We start from the raw sequence: 15,349 nt of genomic DNA, 5'->3' as shown, positions 1-15,349 counted from the left end.
TTCGGAATCTGGGCTCATAACCTCAGAAGAGCAGCCCAAATGGCCAAATAAGCAACGATTAACGGATACAGTTACACGGTAGCCCCCTGAGATTCACCACAATGAGATGCTTCTGCCAAAAAACGATTTTTTCAGGAGTAACTAGCTAATGCCGGGTGGGTTTTCTTATGAAAGTGCAGCGGCTGGAGGATTTTGCCGACCTGGTGTGGTAAGCTAAACAAGTACAAGACGTACCGATTCATTCGCAAAGAGGAGGAGAAAGAGATGAGCGTCAACCTCGCAAGCAAATGGGGGAGAGGATTGTCTCCCCAGGCGTTTATGGACGGCATGACAAAGAACAAGGAACAGTTTCAGGAGTGGTACGATTCGTTTGCCTGGGAGGACGAGAACGACCGCGAGTTCTTTCAATCGCTGCGTTATCGCGACGACCTGCGGTGCATGATTTTGGCGGCTGATTGGTGCGGTGACGTGGTGCGCAACGTTCCCGTCCTGTTCCGTGCGTTGGCAGAAGCCGAATTGCCTGTGGAAGTGCTGATCATGGAGGATCATCTGGACGTCATGGAGCAATTTTTGACCATGGGCGGCCGGGCGATTCCGATTGCCATTTTTACCGATACCGGCGGTCACGTGTTGGGTAAATGGGGGCCGCGTCCGGCGCACGTCCAGGCAGTCATGGCATCGTTTAAACAGGAAAACCCGGATCGCAGCGCACCTGATTACGATGAAAAAATCAAGGCGGCACGAGCCGAGATGCTGAAGAGGTATGGCGATGGAACCGGCTACCAGACCGTTATCGTCAAAGAGCTGCGGGAACTGCTCTCGTCTTTTTAATTGGACGTCCAATACAGCCACTAGGAAAGTGTTCGGGTCCCCAGCCGACACCAGAAAGGGACCCCACTCGGCACAGCGGCGGCTTTTGCCGAGTGGGTAAAACCTAGCTTAAGTCGGCTGGGTTTTCTTCATCGTGTAGGAAAGTTTAAGGGCTTCACCGTGTGAAAGCGTCCTGAAATAAACTTTCCGGAACGCATAAAAAGTTACCTCTAACGAAGAACCAGCTTCTTCGAGAGGGCTTCAATCGAAGCTTTTTTTACCATAGGAGGAACCAGCCATGCATTACTACGGAAATGAAACCATCATGTCCCTCGAACAGGTGCTGCGCCTGAAACCCAACGAAGTGCGTATTCTGGAGTGGGTCCGCACATACGAGTTTCTGGAGAATCAATACGGAATCGATGACCCGGTTCCGCATTTTCTGGAGATCAAGTGTGAAGAGGACGGAGTACGCATTCGGAAAAACCGGATCGTTGATTTTCCCGATTTTGTCTGTGAGCAGGAGGAATACTATCCTGACGTGGAATCGGCATCGCCACGCTTTTTTGCCTGGGCAAACGAGATATTGGCGAAGCTGTAGGGATGATGCGCCTATATTGATCAAGAGAGGCAAAGTATGATAAGATAAAAGAAACGATACGGGGTAAATGCGGGTGTAGTTCAATGGTAGAACTCCAGCTTCCCAAGCTGGCGGCGCGGGTTCGATTCCCGTCACCCGCTCCAGTTCCAAAGCCTTTGGTAACAAGGCTTTTTTTGTTTTACATGCAGGTAGCGGGATTTTCCGCAGGAAGAATGTCGAAGATCGTTTCGAAAAGCAGGGGGATGTCTATGTGCGGACGCTACACGCTGGCAACGGAGCCGGAAGATCTGATGGAACGCTTTCAACTCAAATCGCTGCCGTTTCAACTGGAGGCGCGGTATAATATTGCGCCGGGGCAATTGATCCCGGCCATCATCGGTGAGCAGGGGGAACGCAGAATCGGCCAGCTGCGCTGGGGGCTTGTTCCGTATTGGGCGCAGGACGAAAAAATCGGGTACAAGATGATAAACGCCCGGGCAGAAACCTTAACCGAAAAGGCAGCGTTCAAGCAGCTTTTTGTCCGTAAACGGTGCCTGATTCCGGCCGATGGATTTTACGAGTGGAAGCAGACGGAAAAAGGAAAGCAGCCGATGCGTATCCTGATGAGGGACGGCCAGCTGTTCTCTTTTGCCGGACTGTTCGATACCTGGACAAGCCCTGACGGCCGGAAGGTCCATACTTGTACCATTGTCACGACCAAACCAAATGAACTGGTAAAGGACATCCACGACCGAATGCCCGTGATCATCCGGCAGGAGGACGAAGACCTTTGGCTTGATCGTGATACGTTCGACGCTGAACGGCTCCAATCGTTGCTCGTCCCGTATGACGCTACCCGGATGAAGGCGTACCCTGTATCGCCATTGGTCGGAAATCCCAGGAACGACAAGCCGGAATGCATTGAGGAAATCTCCTCGCCGGCATGACTTCTACCGTTCCTGTTTCGGCATCTGGTCCAGGCTCTTAAATTCATAGCCTTGTTTCCGGGCGTCATCGATGATGGCGCCCAAGGCTTCCGCGTTATCCCTGGAAACGGCATGAAGCAGGATGACGGCACCCGGATGAAGCTGCTTCATCACACTGTCGTAGGCGTACTTCCAGCCTTTTTGGGAGTGGGTCTCCCAATCCTTGTAGGCAATGGACCAAAAAACGTTCGTGTATCCGAGTTTCTTGCTGACCGCAAGCGACCGATCGCTAAAAATTCCTCTGGGAGGACGCAAATACCGCATGTCCTTTTGTTCCGACACCTGGGCAACCAGCTCTTTTACTTTTTCCAGTTCTTCCCTGATTCTTTCGTTGGTGATCCGGGTCATGTCCGGATGACTCCAGGAGTGATTACCGATCAGATGACCTTCCTCTGCCATTCGTTTTACGAGTTCAGGCTGATCCTTTACATAATGCCCGGTGACAAAAAAGATCGCCGGGACCTTTTTTTCCTTAAGCGTGTCAAGCACGTTTTTTGTATAGCCATTTTCATAACCGTTATCAAAAGTAAGGTAGAGCTCCTTTCGAGTCGTATCTCCCAAAAAAACAGCTCCGTGCTTCTCAATAATCGGCTTGAATCCTTCCTGGTCGATGGAGGCGGGCTGCCCGTTCTTGCTTTTTTTAAATCCGAAGTGATACGAAACATCTTGATTCGCTGTCCCCGCATGCACGGGCAGCAGCGATATCAGCAAAACCACAGCCGTCAGGATGGCGTAACGTTTCATACCCATACACTCCTTGTACATGTGATTTAGGCAACACCAGTACGCCCCGATATTGTTCCACCAATTCGGAAAGGTATGTACCACCTGATTGTGCTATGATAGAGCAAAGAAAGACCATAGATCAGATGGAATGGAGTGGAGTGGATGGATCGTCACAAGCAGCAGGAATTGTTGCGTCTCCTGGAAGAAGACAGCCGACTGACTGCAGAACAATTGTCCAAATTGCTGGCCGAACCGGTCGAGGCCGTTCAGCAGGCGATTGCAGCGCTTGAAGCGGAAAAGGTGATCGTGAAGTACCCCGCGTTGGTAAACTGGGAGCGCGTTCAGGACAATCCGTATGTAACCGCCATGATCGACGTAAAGGTAACGCCCAAAAGAGACGTGGGCTTTGATGAAGTGGCTGAGCGCATTTGCCGCTTCCCTGAAGTAAAAGCCGTCTACCTGATGTCCGGGGCCGGCTATGACTTGTCTGTTGTCCTGGAAGGGAAAACCATGCGGGAAGTAGCCGCATTTGTCTCGCAAAAACTGGCGACACTTGATTCCGTGGTGTCAACGGCAACTCATTTTATCTTGAAACGATACAAGCACGATGGAATCCAGTTTGAAGAAAATGATGGTGATCGCAGGATGGTGGTAACTCCGTGAGTCAGCAAGTGTCAGTCAAAAATCGATTGTCATCAACGGTAGCATCTTTAAAACCGTCGGGGATCCGCCGTTTTTTTGATTTGGCTGCTTCGATGGAGGGAGTGATTTCCCTCGGGGTAGGCGAGCCTGACTTCATTACCCCTTGGCGGGTGCGGGAAGCATGCATATCCTCTTTGGAAAGAGGCTATACGGCCTATACCTCCAATGCGGGACTGCTTGAACTGCGCAAGGAAATTTCCAACTATTTGGAACAGAGATTCGCCGTCTCGTACCATCCGGAATCAGAAATATTGGTCACCGTAGGGGCGAGTGAAGCAATCGACATCGCTCTACGGGCGATACTCAATCCCGGTGACGAGGTGCTGGTCGTTGAACCGTGCTACGTGTCCTATGAACCCGTCATTCGTCTGGCCGGCGGTGTCCCGGTGTTTCTCAGCACGACAGCGGAGAATCAGTTCAAGCTGACGCCGGAAGAGCTGGAGGCGAAAATCTCTTCCCGTACGAAAGCCATTATCTTTTGTTATCCGAACAACCCGACCGGGAGCACCATGACCGCCGAAGAGTGGAAAAAGCTTCTCCCGATCCTGCACCGGCACGATCTGCTGGTGATTTCCGACGAGATTTACGCCGAGCTGACCTACGGACACATGCATGAGAGCATAGCCGCTCTGCCTGGCATGAAGGACAAGACCATTCTGATCTCTGGATTTTCCAAGGCGTTTGCCATGACGGGGTGGCGCCTGGGATACGTATGTGCTCCGCCGGATTTGCTCTCAGGAATGCTGAAAATTCATCAGTACACCATGCTCTGTGCTCCGATGATGTCGCAGATGGCTGCATTGGAGGCGCTCCGTCACGGTCAAGCGGATATGGAGCGGATGGTAGAGAGCTACAAGCATCGCCGCAATTATGTGGTACAAGGTTTCAAGGAGATGGGACTGGATTGTCACGAACCGGAAGGAGCATTTTACGCCTTTCCGTCCATTGCCTCTACAGGGATAACCGCTTCCGAATTTGCGGAGCGCCTGTTGATGGAAGAAAAAGTGGCGGTCGTACCCGGTGATGTATTTGGAGAGAGCGGACAGGGCCATATCCGCTGCTCCTACGCGACATCCCTGGAGCAATTGGAAAAAGCACTGGAGCGCATGCATCGGTTCGTCCAACGACTTTCCGTGAAATCGTAAGGAGGCTTTATGAAAATTGCGTTATACCAGATTGCCTATCAAATCGGCCTGCATCCGTCAGAGTTGGCCAGGCTGGTGTATGACGGCGAGATAACCGGAGAGGTACCCGGGGGGAACGCCCAGTCCAAAGACGCCTGGGTCGATCTGCATTCCCTCAGGAATTACATTCAATGGAGATTCGATCAAAAGAAACTGGAAGAGATGGCGTACTGGAAGGCCATCCGCCATATCGACAACGCCATCCGCACGGCCAAACGGTAGGAAAGGAGAAGACGATGGAGACCATTTACTGCCTGTGTCCCAAAACGTACTGGGAGTCTTTTGCTGGACGAGACCAGTACGTTCCGCGGGATTACGATCAAGAAGGATTCATTCACGCCACAAAGGGCGATGAGCTGTTGTGCCGCGTGGCCAACCGTGTCTACGCAGACTTTACGGGTGAACTGTGCGTACTGGTTGTAGCAGAGGATCAGGTGTCTGCGACCGTCAAGTACGAGATGGCCAAGGACGGCTTACGCTACCCGCATATATACGGTCCGCTCAACATCGATGCCATCCTTGACGTGAGACGGATGGAGAAGCGCGAGGGCAGCTGGACGATCGGCCCATCGATTCGCTAGTTTATGCTTGATCGATTGCATTTTCATATGTAAAATATGGTAGAAATCACATACCATTTGCTTGGTGATGGCACGTAACGCCATTGAAAAGGGAAAGTGGTGAAAATCCACTGCAGTCCCCGCTACTGTAAGCACAGACGCTGTTCTCAAACTTGGCCACTGGCGAGGAAAGCCGGGAAGGCGAGATCAGCGGAAGAAGTGCAAGCCAGGAGACCTGCCAGGCAAAACACCCTTCATCTTTTGCGGGATTGGACAAAAGAGGGCGCGTTCACACCGGTTTTGTTTCCCATGCTTATTTTTCAGCAGAAACACGTGGTGCACCCCCTTTGTTCCATTCGGAAAGAGGGGGTTTTTATGTGAGCGCCACTACATACAAAAGGAGAGGGAAATCGCGATGACATTTCTGTCACAGGCCTGGAAGCAGCGGGTGATCTGGGGGCTCCTCATCGGGTTATTGGTTTGCGCAGTATCTCTGGTTCAACCGGCACAAGCGGCGTCCAGCAAGGAACTGCAGCGCAAGGTGAGCGCATCTCTGCAAAAAGTAGTGAAGTACTATTACAAATCGGACAACGATTACATCTTTACGAAAGATTTTGACTGGGAGCTGATCGGGCTGGCTCACGCCGGCGAAAAGGTGGACTCCCGCAAGTGGCAGGACGCCAACGAACGGACTGCCATCGACTTCTGGGCCGACCAGTCCAAGCAGTTGAACGAAGCCGGTCAGTTTGCCAAGCTGTCCATCGCGCTGATGAAAAGCGGCTACGATCCAACCAGCTTCAACGGAAAGGATCTGCTGCGCGAGATTGTCAAGCGCCAAGACAGCAACGGCCGAATGGGAGACGACCAGTGGACCATTTTTAACCACGTACTCTCCATGGTTGCACTGGAAATGTACGGCTATGAGTACGATCGGGACGGGGCAGTGAAATTTTTGTTGAACCGCTACAACAGTCCTGACTTTTTCACGGACGACTGGGCGTTTACGCTGCATGCGCTGTCGTTCGTGGATGATGTTGACGGTGTCGAGGAAGCGAAAGAAGCGATCCTGGAGAAGCTTGCTTCCGATCAAAAGGAAAACGGCGCCATCAGCGACAACCCGGACACTACCCTGGAATCCCTGGCCGCTCTCACCTCTGCCGGTGTGGATGTGCTTGACGCGCCATGGAACAAAAGTGTCAGCTACGTGTTGGACAACCAACTGGACGACGGCAGCTTTAAAAGCGCCTGGTCCAACGGCGAAACCAGCGCGATGACGACAGAGAAAGGGTTGTACGCGCTGGCGGTTGTGAAAAAAGGAAACGCCCTGTTTGAACGACTGACCACCAAGGAAAAAGCGGCTCTGCAGACGTATCGCTCCACAGGAGACGTTTCCGACAAGGTCAAGGTATACGACGGGCTTCCCAACTTGCAAAAAGGCAAGGAAGTACAGCCTGCGGGCAACAGCTATACCCTGTCCGGCAAACAGCTGATCGTGCGTGCCGATGTAAAGGACCTGTCCGGCGACCAACCGCTTGCCATCCTGGTGAAAGTGATGAAAGGCAAATCGGTAGTCGGCATGGCCGTTGTGGAATCAAATTCGGCTGACGCCCAGTACCTGACAGCTGGCCTTCCCCTTTCTTCCAGAGGAAACTACCTTGTAGAAATCAACTACTGGTATAACGGACTCTCGGAGAAACCGGAAGTGGCGCAGGACAGCGTTTCCTTTGCGGTTTCGGTGAAGTAGGGAGGGGCCGATGAAGAAATTCTGGTTGAACCTACTCATCACCGTACTCCTGTTTACGGCCTCCATGAATGGTGTGGGAGCGGCAGCCGGCAATGATGCAGCCATTTCGGCGAATCAGACAGATGAAATGATCATCGTGAGCGGCAGAACGGCCCCTGATGACCCGGAAAAAGTTCCTCTTCTCATTACGGACGCGGCTGGACAGATCATGTATTTTCGCGATGTGGCGGGGGCTGGCAGTTCGTTCGCTTTTGAATTTGTACCGCCGGAAGAGACGGACAAAGGGTACGCGGCGGCTACGCTGTACTCACGCAACCCGGTACAGTCCCGCTTCTATGTAAAAGTCGAAAAGGAAGAGGAAAAGAAGAAAATTGACGTCACTCTCCGGATTATGGGGTACAACGGGGACGAAATTTTCCCGAAAACAAAGCTGAAAGTCACCGACGGCTCCTCCGTTTTTCATCTTTTGCAGGTCGCATCCAGCGAAGGGGATTTTGACTTCGAGTACGAAGATGGTGACGGCGACGGTCGCGACGTCTATATCAAAAGCATCGACGGTCTGGCTGAGTTTGACAAAGGACCACAGAGCGGTTGGATCTACCGAGTCAACGGTGAAGGACCGCAAGCACCGGTCGACCGCTACCTACTCGAACCGAACGATGAGGTGGAAATCCTATACACCTCCGATTTGGGAGAAACGGAGATCGGAGAGAACGATGACGGTCCGCGTGTCTCCTATGCCCGGACGGAGTCGGTCAGCGTGGAAAAGGCGCTCCACCGCCTGCAGTATGCAGAGGACGCCGAAGCGATCATGGGAATCGTCGAGGATTTGCTGATGGATTTGGCAAACTACGAGATCGACAAGCAGCGTACGTACCTGCCGGAGGTGGCTTTCTTCTTCCAGGCCGCCCATGAGCGGGCAGCGATGCTGGCCGTCAAAAAGGGCGACGAGAAGGAGACGGTGACGGTCAACCTTGAGGCCATCGATGTGAAAGATCTGCTGCTGGAACAGCAAAAGCTGCAAAAAAGCCTGGAGGAAGAACTGGAAAACTCCACGCTCTATAAACCGCTTCTGAACGGGCTTAAGCCAACTCTTTTGATCGCTTTGCCGGAAAAAAGCGATTCGCAAAGCTGGCAGTTGACCGTCTCGCCGGAAGCATGGGAGCGGCTGACCGAATCGGGCGGCCGGATTGCTGTGACGAAACAAGAGTGGCGCAGCGAGCTGCTGCCTGCCCGAGCTGCATGGGATGGAAAACCGCTCGTGATCCGCTTCCGCTTTTACGATGACAAGGAACAGACGGATCAGCTGCAAACCTTGCAAACCGCGGATGGCAGTTCACCGGTTCCGATCAGCACGAGTGTCGGCATTTCCGCTTCCCATCCGCAGCTGACTCGACTGGCGTTCAGCTGGCCGCTCACCGGATCCGTGGAAGACGGATCATGGCCTGTCCTTTACGGCAGAGCCGATTCATCAGCAGCGTGGCATCCGGATCAGGCGTTTCTCTCCATAGAGGGGCAGCAAATCAAAGGAGAGACAGCGATGTTCGGGGATCTTCTGGCGGTTACCGTCCAGCCGGTCTTTCACGATTTGTGGGAACTGGCGCCAAGCTACCGATGGGTGCAGGAACCAGTCACGGCGCTTGCTTCCATCGGCGTGGTGCGGGGAGTGGCTCCCGGAACGTTCGGCATGCATCAACCGGTAACCGCGGATGAATTCCAGACGATGCTCAACCGGATCAACGGAAAAGGGGAAGCACTGCCGGCTGATGATCGAGACGCCATCAACCGTGCGGAAATCGCAGTGCTGCTGGAAAGGGCGTACACGAACCGTGCGGTTGCAGAACAATCCGGGGCAACACCTGTATTCTCTGATGAAGCGGCGATTCCGCAAACAGCCGTGTCAGCGGTGAAACTTGCAGCCGCAAAAGGCTGGATGAAAGGAAGAACGGATGGACGCTTCGATCCCACAGCCGGATTGACTCGCGGGGAGGCAGCCGCTGTCTTGTACCGCTACTGGAAAGATGTACAGCTCAGCAGGGAATAAGTAGGCAGGTCTTTCCGGCCTGCTTTTTCCCTTTTTCACACATCACCGACAAGGAGGCGCGCTTCGTGAAGAAACCGTATCGTATAGCAGGGGGGCTTGCTCTGCTGCTGATTCTCAACCTGACAACCACTGTCGTTGCAGCCGGGAAACAGACAATCGACCAGGCTGCGAACCGAGCCGTTCAATATGTCCACGGCAAGTTCGGAGCAAAAGGAGTTGTTGCCATCGACGATTGGACGATCATCGGCTTGGCGATGAACGGGGAGACAATCGGTACCGGCAGGTGGGGAACGAAACGAGAGTGGCAGGCTGAACTGGAGAAGCGGCTGCGTTCGTTGGACCCGCGCAAAACCACCGACTACGCGAGGTATGTGCTTACCGTAGCAGCAGCTGGGGAGGACCCGCTGCGCTTCGGAAGAGAGAATATGATCGAGCGTATCAAAGGGGCGCAGCTCGCCAACGGCAAATTCGCTGACAGCATTGACGGCCGCGGTCAGGAATTGATCAATGCTCACGTCTGGAGCATCATCGCTCTTCATGCAGCGGGAGAGCCGATTCCGCGTGCATCACTGGCGAAATCCTGGTTGATATCCAGGCAGCTGCCTGACGGCGGTTTTCAATTTTATTCAGGGGCCAAACAGAGCGGCGTCGATATGACGGCAATGACGCTATTGGCAATGCGGGCGCTGGGGATGACCAAAGACGAACAGCCGGTGAAACGCGCCCTTGCCTATCTGAAAAACGCACAAACGACCGGCGGAGGCTTTTTGGAGAGCGGCGCACCCAACTCCGAGTCGGCAGCCAACGTCATTTCTGCTCTGATTGCTTGGGGAGAGCAGCCGAACGTCTGGAAAAAGGGAACGGCAAGCGTCACGGATCACCTGCTTGGGTTCCAAAGGACCGATGGCTCGTTTGCCCACACCAGGACTGGGATTGGCAATCAAATGGCCACGGCCCAGGCGCTGCTTGCCTTGTCCGATCTGGAGCGGGGAACAAGCTACCTAAACGCATTGCGGGAGAAGACCGGTTCGCGGAGGCTGTCCCAGCTGCGTGATGTACCCGGTTCCTTTTGGGCCTTTCGGGAGATCAGTTTTCTCGTAAAAAACGGATATCTGCAAGGCGTGACGGCTGCGGAAATGAAGCCGAACCATCCGGTCACGCGAGCCCAGTTCGCCGCGCTGCTGCTTCGAGCCGTCGGCGAAGTGCCGAATCCGCGCGCGCAAGGAATTTTCCGTGACGTGCCCGTCAGCGATTGGTCAGCTCCTGTCGTGGAAAAAGCGGCGGCGCTGGGACTTATGCAGGGAAGCCAGGGCATCTTCCGGCCGCACCAGGGAATCACCCACGAGGAGATGGCGGTGATTACAGCGCGGGTGGCTCAGCGCTACGGATGGAAAAAGACCTTTTCAAGCGGTTACGTGAATGTAGAGTGGAGCAAGGTAAGCAGTTGGGCCAGGAGCAGTGTCAAGGATCTGCAAACGCGCAGGCTCCTGGGGGGAACGGCGACCAAGCGCTTTGATGCCAAATCCGGCGTGACCCGGGCGGAAGCTGCGGTCATGCTGTACCGATTGTTGGCTACACGGTAGGGGGGGATTGACATGAAGCGAAACGATTGGCTCCTGATGATTCTCTCCTGTTTGATTCTGTTAGGGGCTTTTGTTGGACTGTTTCAATATCGTTCGGCGCATGCCCCTGAATCTGCACCCGTGCCCACACCTGTCGAAGAGCCGAAGGTCACAGGGCCCCATGTACAACTTCGGATCACAAAGGATTTTGGTGCGGCCACTGTCCTGGATAAACCGATCCCGATCCAATCGGGAGAAACGGTGATGGATGTGCTGAAGCGATCCGGATTGGAACTGAAAACCGGATATGGCGGAGGATTTGTGGAATCGCTGGGTGGTCTCGCCTCCCAATACCGCCCCGGAGACACCACGAGCAAAAAGCTTGACTGGTTTTTTTACGTCAATGGCTTGACAGCCGATGTCGGGGCTGCGGAATACCCCGTCAACGCAGGTGATGTGGTCTGGTGGGATTACCATAACTGGGATTACGCCATCAGTACGCCCGCCGTGATCGGTGCGTATCCACATCCGTTTCGGCCGCGCGCGGAAGGGGAGACACCTGTCCCGCTCGTCATCATGGCTGCGAAAGGGTTCGAAGCACAGGCGGAACATGTGGCGAAAAGTGTGCATAGCGTTCGCCGCGATGAAGTGAAAACACTGCCTTGGGACGAACAATTGCTTTCCCGGGAGAGCGCCTTCATCCTCGTCGGGGACGCAAAAGGACTGCTGTCTTCTGCCTTCATACGGGAGCTGTGGCAGGCCAAACAAAACCAGGGGCTGTTTGCCGGGCTGACAACGGAAGGCATTGACGCCATAGATGTGTTTGGGCAGGTCAAGGCCCGTTACAACGAATCGGGAACAGGGCTTTTGCTTGCTACGGTGCATCCCGTTACCCGATACCCGATCTGGATCGTTTCCGGTACGGACGGGGAAGGGGTGGAGCAGGCGGCGAAACGCCTTGAAAAGACGAGCGAGAATCAGACATCCCTCAGCGGCTTTTTCGGCGCAATCGTGAACGGCCAACAGATCGTCCGTCTGCCTGTTGTTCCAAACATCGGGGAGGCACCATGAACCTGGCTCTGCTGATTCTTGTCGCGCTCTTATCCATCTTTGCCCTCATATTGCTCGTGTTGGAGAAAGCGCGGACGGATGAAAAGGTGCTGGCGGTTATCGCCACGATGGGAGCGATTGCAGCCATTGCCCGCGTTCCGTTCGCAGCGCTGCCCAACGTGCAGCCGACCACGTTTCTTGTGATGCTCAGCGGGTATGTGTTCGGCATCCGTGTTGGCTTTTTGGTCGGAGCAATTGCAGCGCTGTTTTCCAACATTTTTCTCGGTCAGGGGCCGTGGACGCTGTGGCAGATGCTCGCCTGGGGACTGTCTGGTGCGTTTGCCGGCAGTCTGCGCCGATTGCTGGAACAAAGATCAGGCACCCCGCTGGATCTCGCGTGGAAAAAATGGGTCTTTGTTGCCTGCTGTACACTTTGGGGCTTTCTCTTTGGATGGATCATGAACCTGTGGATTTTCGTCGGCATGGGCGCCTTCATGAATGGAAAGAGCTTGATTGCCTTGTATGCGGCCAGCCTGTCCTTTGATACGGCACACGCAATCGGCAATTTTCTGTTCTCCGCCTTGTTCGCCCCTGCATTTGCCCGCATTTTGGTACGGTACCACCGCAAACTGGTGACGGCTCAATTGCCGATGGAGGGTGAACGGTAATGCTCACTGGCACCCCTTCATCATCGCCGTGGCGCTCGTTCCATCCGCTTGTGGTGACCGGATTGCTGGCAAGTCATGTCATCCTTGCTTTTCTATGGGAATATCACCCGCTGCTGCAGACAGGTCAGCTGCTGTTCCTCCTTGCATGGGCCGTACGCGAAGGGTGTCTGCGGCAGGCGGTGACGATGTTTCGGATCGGGGTCTGGTTTACGGTGGTGTTCGTCGTCGTCAACCCGCTTTTTTCCAGTCTCGGAGAGCGCTTTTTGTGGCGCGGTCCGATCGTCGCCTACTTCGGCAGGCTGGATGTGACCGCAGAAGAACTGCTTTACTCCGTGATGGGTGTCATCCGGCTGTACAGCATCCTGATTTTGTCTGTCATGTATCAGCGCTTCGTCGACCACGACCGGTTCTTTTTTCTGTTTGCCAAAGCGGCTCCCCGGTTTGTCATGACGGCGGTAATGGCGTTTCGGCTATTTCCGTATTTAAGCCAGGAGTTTGCCCGCATTCGGGAGATCGCTCACGTAAGAGGCATTCGCCCGCGGGGGCCAGGTTTACGGGAAAAGCTGCGCTACACCATGCTGATCATGCGGCCGCTGTTGTTTGGCGCTCTGGAAGGTTCGTGGCTGACCGCCGAGACGCTGTACGCACGCGGCTTTGGAAGCGGGCCGCGGAGCTCGTACCGGACGCAGCCGTTCAAGCGGCGCGAGTGGCTCGGCCTCCTGATGATCGGGGGGATGCTTCTGGTAGCCGTATGGGGACGATGGCTATCGTTCGGGGCGTTTGCCTATTTCCCTGCCTTGGTATGGACGGATCCGCTGGGAGACACCTTGTTTCTGGCCGGTCTGACCGCTCTTTGGCTGCTTCCGATCATTTGGCTGAAGGGAGAGACAACAAATGAGCAGCATTCTGCGTTGTGAACACATTACGTACCGCTATCCGGAAGCGGACCATCCAGCCTTGTCCGACGTGTCCGTCAGCATCCGGGAGGGAGAGTTTGTCCTTCTGCTGGGAGCGAGCGGCAGCGGCAAATCTACTTTTTTGCGCACATGGAACGGACTGGTTCCCCGTTTTTACGGGGGGGCGATCGCAGGCCGTGTGTACTTGCATGAAAAGCCTCTTGCCTCCCTGACACACCGGGATATCGTCACCGCGGTCGGGTTTCTGCATCAGGATCCGGAGCGGCAGCTGCTGCTCGATTCGGTTGAACGGGAGCTTGCCTTTGGCATGGAGAATATCGGACTGTCCCACTCCACGATGCGCAGCAGGCTTGCCGAGGTCAGCCAGCTGTTTGGTTTGGGGCCGCTGCTGAGAAAAAAAGTGGCGTCCTTGAGCGGAGGAGAAAAGCAGCGAGTGGCGCTTGCTTGCGTGTTGACATTGTATCCGGAAGTGCTGTTATTGGACGAGCCCACGTCCCAGTTGGACCCCGTCCATGCGGATGAAGTGCTGCACGTCCTGCGTCGGCTCCACGAGGAGTGGGGGATGACCGTTGTCATGAGCGAGCATCGGCTGGAGCGGTGCTTCCACCTGGCCGACCGCATTCTGCTGTTTGAGCAGGGTCGAGTGGCCTTTGACGGAACTCCTCGGGAATTTGTTGCGTCAGCTCGTGAATCACGACCGGAATGGCGCGACTATCTTCCTCCGATCTCCCGCGAACTGGCAAGGAACAGGGAGATCGCCGAGCTGCCGATCACCGTAAAGGAAGCCCGTGCCTTATTGCCTGTGATTGCATGGAACGAGCAAGGGAATGCGACTGCAGGGAACCGCACAGAGGGGAAGGAACTGCTGTCGATTCATCGTGGCAGCGCAGGCTATGAGCAATCTAAAGATGTGCTGAAGAGTCTGTCGTACGGCATATATGAGGGGGATCGCATCGCTTTATTCGGGGAAAACGGCGCCGGCAAAAGCACGCTTGCCAAAGTATTTGCCGGTGTGCTGCCACTGGCCACCGGGGAGCTGCGGTGGCGCGGCCGGAAAACGGATGAAGCCTATTGGCAGACTGCCCACACCCGGATCGGCTATCTTTCGCAAAATCCAAACGATTATTTTCTCCACGAGTCGGTGGAAGAAGAGCTGCTGTTTTCCCTGAAACAGGCTCCATCGTCGGCAGCAGAGATGTCTGTGGAGTCCCTCTTGGATACGTTCGGACTGACACCGCACCGCAAACGGCATCCCCACGATCTAAGCGGAGGGGAGCGGCAGCGTCTGGCTTTGGCGATCGTTTTGGCGGCCCGGCCACAAGTGCTCTTGCTGGACGAACCGACGAGGGGATTGGATGTGGAGCAAAAGCGCAAACTGGCCGAACTTCTACACCGGCCTCCGGTACAAGCGGCAGTGGTGATTACGCACGACGTAGAGTTTGCCCGCGATTACGCCAACCGGATCTCCGTACTGTACGACGGTTCCATTGTGACCGATGGCGCTCCGGACGAGGTGTTTCGCCAATCGTTTGCCTACGCCCCGCAGATCTATCGAATCCGTCGAAGAAAACCCAGCCGACTTTAGCTAGTTTCCCCTGAAAAATTCCTGGGGTAAGTCAAAAACAAAAGGAATTCAGCTCTCTAAATGGAAGTAGTTGTTGACGAGGCAATACATCCAAAAAGAGGGACTGAATTCCTTTCTTCATAAAGAAATTCAACAGTGCTCCTCGAAAATCCTATTTGAGGTGAGCGATTATGTTAAAACTTCGTAACGAGCAAATCACATTGTGGGATACCCTTCTCCCTGAACCAATCC

The 15,349-nt window shown here is 54.5% G+C and carries 15 protein-coding genes, 1 tRNA gene and 1 riboswitch; of the genes, 15 read left to right on the top strand and 1 reads right to left on the bottom strand.

What is annotated here, in order from left to right; genetic code table 11:
* The first annotated feature begins 264 nt into the window (after positions 1 to 264).
* From ACE99V_RS18890 to ACE99V_RS18875, 4 genes are all read left to right on the top strand, one after another.
* A complete protein-coding gene (locus tag ACE99V_RS18890; protein WP_400492783.1) occupies positions 265 to 831 on the top strand; it encodes a thioredoxin family protein in 567 nt (188 codons plus the stop codon).
* A 277-nt stretch (positions 832 to 1,108) separates the two neighbouring features.
* Positions 1,109 to 1,411, top strand: coding sequence for a hypothetical protein (locus ACE99V_RS18885; RefSeq protein WP_400492782.1), 303 nt, complete (start codon positions 1,109 to 1,111; stop codon positions 1,409 to 1,411).
* A gap of 69 nt (positions 1,412 to 1,480) precedes the next feature.
* Positions 1,481 to 1,554 (top strand) — tRNA-Gly (locus ACE99V_RS18880).
* 105 nt (positions 1,555 to 1,659) lie between these two features.
* Positions 1,660 to 2,337, top strand: a complete 678-nt coding sequence (locus ACE99V_RS18875; RefSeq protein WP_400492781.1) for an SOS response-associated peptidase — start codon at positions 1,660 to 1,662, stop codon at positions 2,335 to 2,337.
* A 3-nt stretch (positions 2,338 to 2,340) separates the two neighbouring features.
* Here the strand turns inward: ACE99V_RS18875 and pdaA are convergent, their stop codons facing one another.
* Positions 2,341 to 3,120, bottom strand: coding sequence for a delta-lactam-biosynthetic de-N-acetylase (pdaA, locus tag ACE99V_RS18870; protein ID WP_400492780.1), 780 nt, complete (start codon positions 3,118 to 3,120; stop codon positions 2,341 to 2,343).
* Between the two features lie 144 nt (positions 3,121 to 3,264).
* On the opposite strand from pdaA, the gene ACE99V_RS18865 reads away from it, so the two are divergent.
* The 11 genes from ACE99V_RS18865 to ACE99V_RS18815 all read left to right on the top strand — a co-directional run bounded on the left by ACE99V_RS18865 (position 3,265) and on the right by ACE99V_RS18815 (position 15,118).
* Entirely contained in the window at positions 3,265 to 3,765 is a 501-nt protein-coding gene (locus tag ACE99V_RS18865; protein WP_400492779.1) for an Lrp/AsnC family transcriptional regulator, read from the top strand.
* Positions 3,762 to 4,949, top strand: a complete 1,188-nt coding sequence (locus ACE99V_RS18860; protein WP_400492778.1) for an aminotransferase — start codon at positions 3,762 to 3,764, stop codon at positions 4,947 to 4,949. The genes ACE99V_RS18865 and ACE99V_RS18860 overlap by 4 nt, the downstream gene beginning before the upstream one ends.
* 9 nt (positions 4,950 to 4,958) lie before the next feature.
* Positions 4,959 to 5,210 (top strand): hypothetical protein, encoded by a 252-nt coding sequence (locus ACE99V_RS18855; protein WP_400492777.1) that lies wholly within the window; start codon positions 4,959 to 4,961, stop codon positions 5,208 to 5,210.
* A gap of 14 nt (positions 5,211 to 5,224) precedes the next feature.
* Positions 5,225 to 5,569, top strand: coding sequence for a DUF952 domain-containing protein (locus ACE99V_RS18850; RefSeq protein ID WP_400492776.1), 345 nt, complete (start codon positions 5,225 to 5,227; stop codon positions 5,567 to 5,569).
* A gap of 45 nt (positions 5,570 to 5,614) precedes the next feature.
* Positions 5,615 to 5,805: riboswitch (cobalamin riboswitch) on the top strand.
* Positions 5,806 to 5,963: 158 nt separating this feature from the next.
* Positions 5,964 to 7,292: a prenyltransferase/squalene oxidase repeat-containing protein gene (locus ACE99V_RS18845; protein ID WP_400492775.1), complete on the top strand. Its 1,329-nt coding sequence runs from the start codon at positions 5,964 to 5,966 to the stop codon at positions 7,290 to 7,292.
* Between the two features lie 10 nt (positions 7,293 to 7,302).
* Positions 7,303 to 9,336, top strand: coding sequence for an S-layer homology domain-containing protein (locus ACE99V_RS18840; RefSeq protein WP_400492774.1), 2,034 nt, complete (start codon positions 7,303 to 7,305; stop codon positions 9,334 to 9,336).
* 65 nt (positions 9,337 to 9,401) lie between these two features.
* Positions 9,402 to 10,919, top strand: coding sequence for an S-layer homology domain-containing protein (locus ACE99V_RS18835; RefSeq protein ID WP_400492773.1), 1,518 nt, complete (start codon positions 9,402 to 9,404; stop codon positions 10,917 to 10,919).
* Positions 10,920 to 10,931: 12 nt separating this feature from the next.
* A complete protein-coding gene (locus tag ACE99V_RS18830; protein WP_400492771.1) occupies positions 10,932 to 11,969 on the top strand; it encodes a DUF4430 domain-containing protein in 1,038 nt (345 codons plus the stop codon).
* Positions 11,966 to 12,616, top strand: coding sequence for an ECF transporter S component (locus ACE99V_RS18825; protein WP_400492770.1), 651 nt, complete (start codon positions 11,966 to 11,968; stop codon positions 12,614 to 12,616). Before ACE99V_RS18830 ends, ACE99V_RS18825 begins: the two co-directional genes overlap by 4 nt.
* A complete protein-coding gene (locus ACE99V_RS18820; RefSeq protein WP_400492768.1) occupies positions 12,616 to 13,533 on the top strand; it encodes an energy-coupling factor transporter transmembrane component T in 918 nt (305 codons plus the stop codon). Before ACE99V_RS18825 ends, ACE99V_RS18820 begins: the two co-directional genes overlap by 1 nt.
* Positions 13,511 to 15,118, top strand: a complete 1,608-nt coding sequence (locus tag ACE99V_RS18815; RefSeq protein ID WP_400492767.1) for an ABC transporter ATP-binding protein — start codon at positions 13,511 to 13,513, stop codon at positions 15,116 to 15,118. The genes ACE99V_RS18820 and ACE99V_RS18815 overlap by 23 nt, the downstream gene beginning before the upstream one ends.
* Positions 15,119 to 15,349: the final 231 nt, after the last annotated feature.

This window comes from Brevibacillus soli (genome assembly GCF_044759095.2).
In the GTDB taxonomy this organism is placed as follows: domain Bacteria; phylum Bacillota; class Bacilli; order Brevibacillales; family Brevibacillaceae; genus JBIYSM02.
The sequence above is the reverse complement of the archived record's forward strand: the minus strand, read 5'-3'. Positions and strand labels throughout refer to the sequence as shown.

Excerpts from the sequence above, each read along its gene's own strand:
- ACE99V_RS18890 (WP_400492783.1), top strand. The coding sequence starts at position 265 with ATGAGCGTCAACCTCGCAAGCAAATGGGGGAGAGGATTGTCTCCCCAG.
- ACE99V_RS18830 (WP_400492771.1), top strand. The coding sequence starts at position 10,932 with ATGAAGCGAAACGATTGGCTCCTGATGATTCTCTCCTGTTTGATTCTG.
- ACE99V_RS18815 (WP_400492767.1), top strand. The coding sequence starts at position 13,511 with ATGAGCAGCATTCTGCGTTGTGAACACATTACGTACCGCTATCCGGAA.
- ACE99V_RS18845 (WP_400492775.1), top strand. The coding sequence starts at position 5,964 with ATGACATTTCTGTCACAGGCCTGGAAGCAGCGGGTGATCTGGGGGCTC.
- ACE99V_RS18850 (WP_400492776.1), top strand. The coding sequence starts at position 5,225 with ATGGAGACCATTTACTGCCTGTGTCCCAAAACGTACTGGGAGTCTTTT.
- ACE99V_RS18875 (WP_400492781.1), top strand. The coding sequence starts at position 1,660 with ATGTGCGGACGCTACACGCTGGCAACGGAGCCGGAAGATCTGATGGAA.
- ACE99V_RS18855 (WP_400492777.1), top strand. The coding sequence starts at position 4,959 with ATGAAAATTGCGTTATACCAGATTGCCTATCAAATCGGCCTGCATCCG.
- pdaA (WP_400492780.1), bottom strand. The coding sequence starts at position 3,120 with ATGAAACGTTACGCCATCCTGACGGCTGTGGTTTTGCTGATATCGCTG.
- ACE99V_RS18820 (WP_400492768.1), top strand. The coding sequence starts at position 12,616 with ATGCTCACTGGCACCCCTTCATCATCGCCGTGGCGCTCGTTCCATCCG.
- ACE99V_RS18865 (WP_400492779.1), top strand. The coding sequence starts at position 3,265 with ATGGATCGTCACAAGCAGCAGGAATTGTTGCGTCTCCTGGAAGAAGAC.
- ACE99V_RS18825 (WP_400492770.1), top strand. The coding sequence starts at position 11,966 with ATGAACCTGGCTCTGCTGATTCTTGTCGCGCTCTTATCCATCTTTGCC.
- ACE99V_RS18885 (WP_400492782.1), top strand. The coding sequence starts at position 1,109 with ATGCATTACTACGGAAATGAAACCATCATGTCCCTCGAACAGGTGCTG.
- ACE99V_RS18840 (WP_400492774.1), top strand. The coding sequence starts at position 7,303 with ATGAAGAAATTCTGGTTGAACCTACTCATCACCGTACTCCTGTTTACG.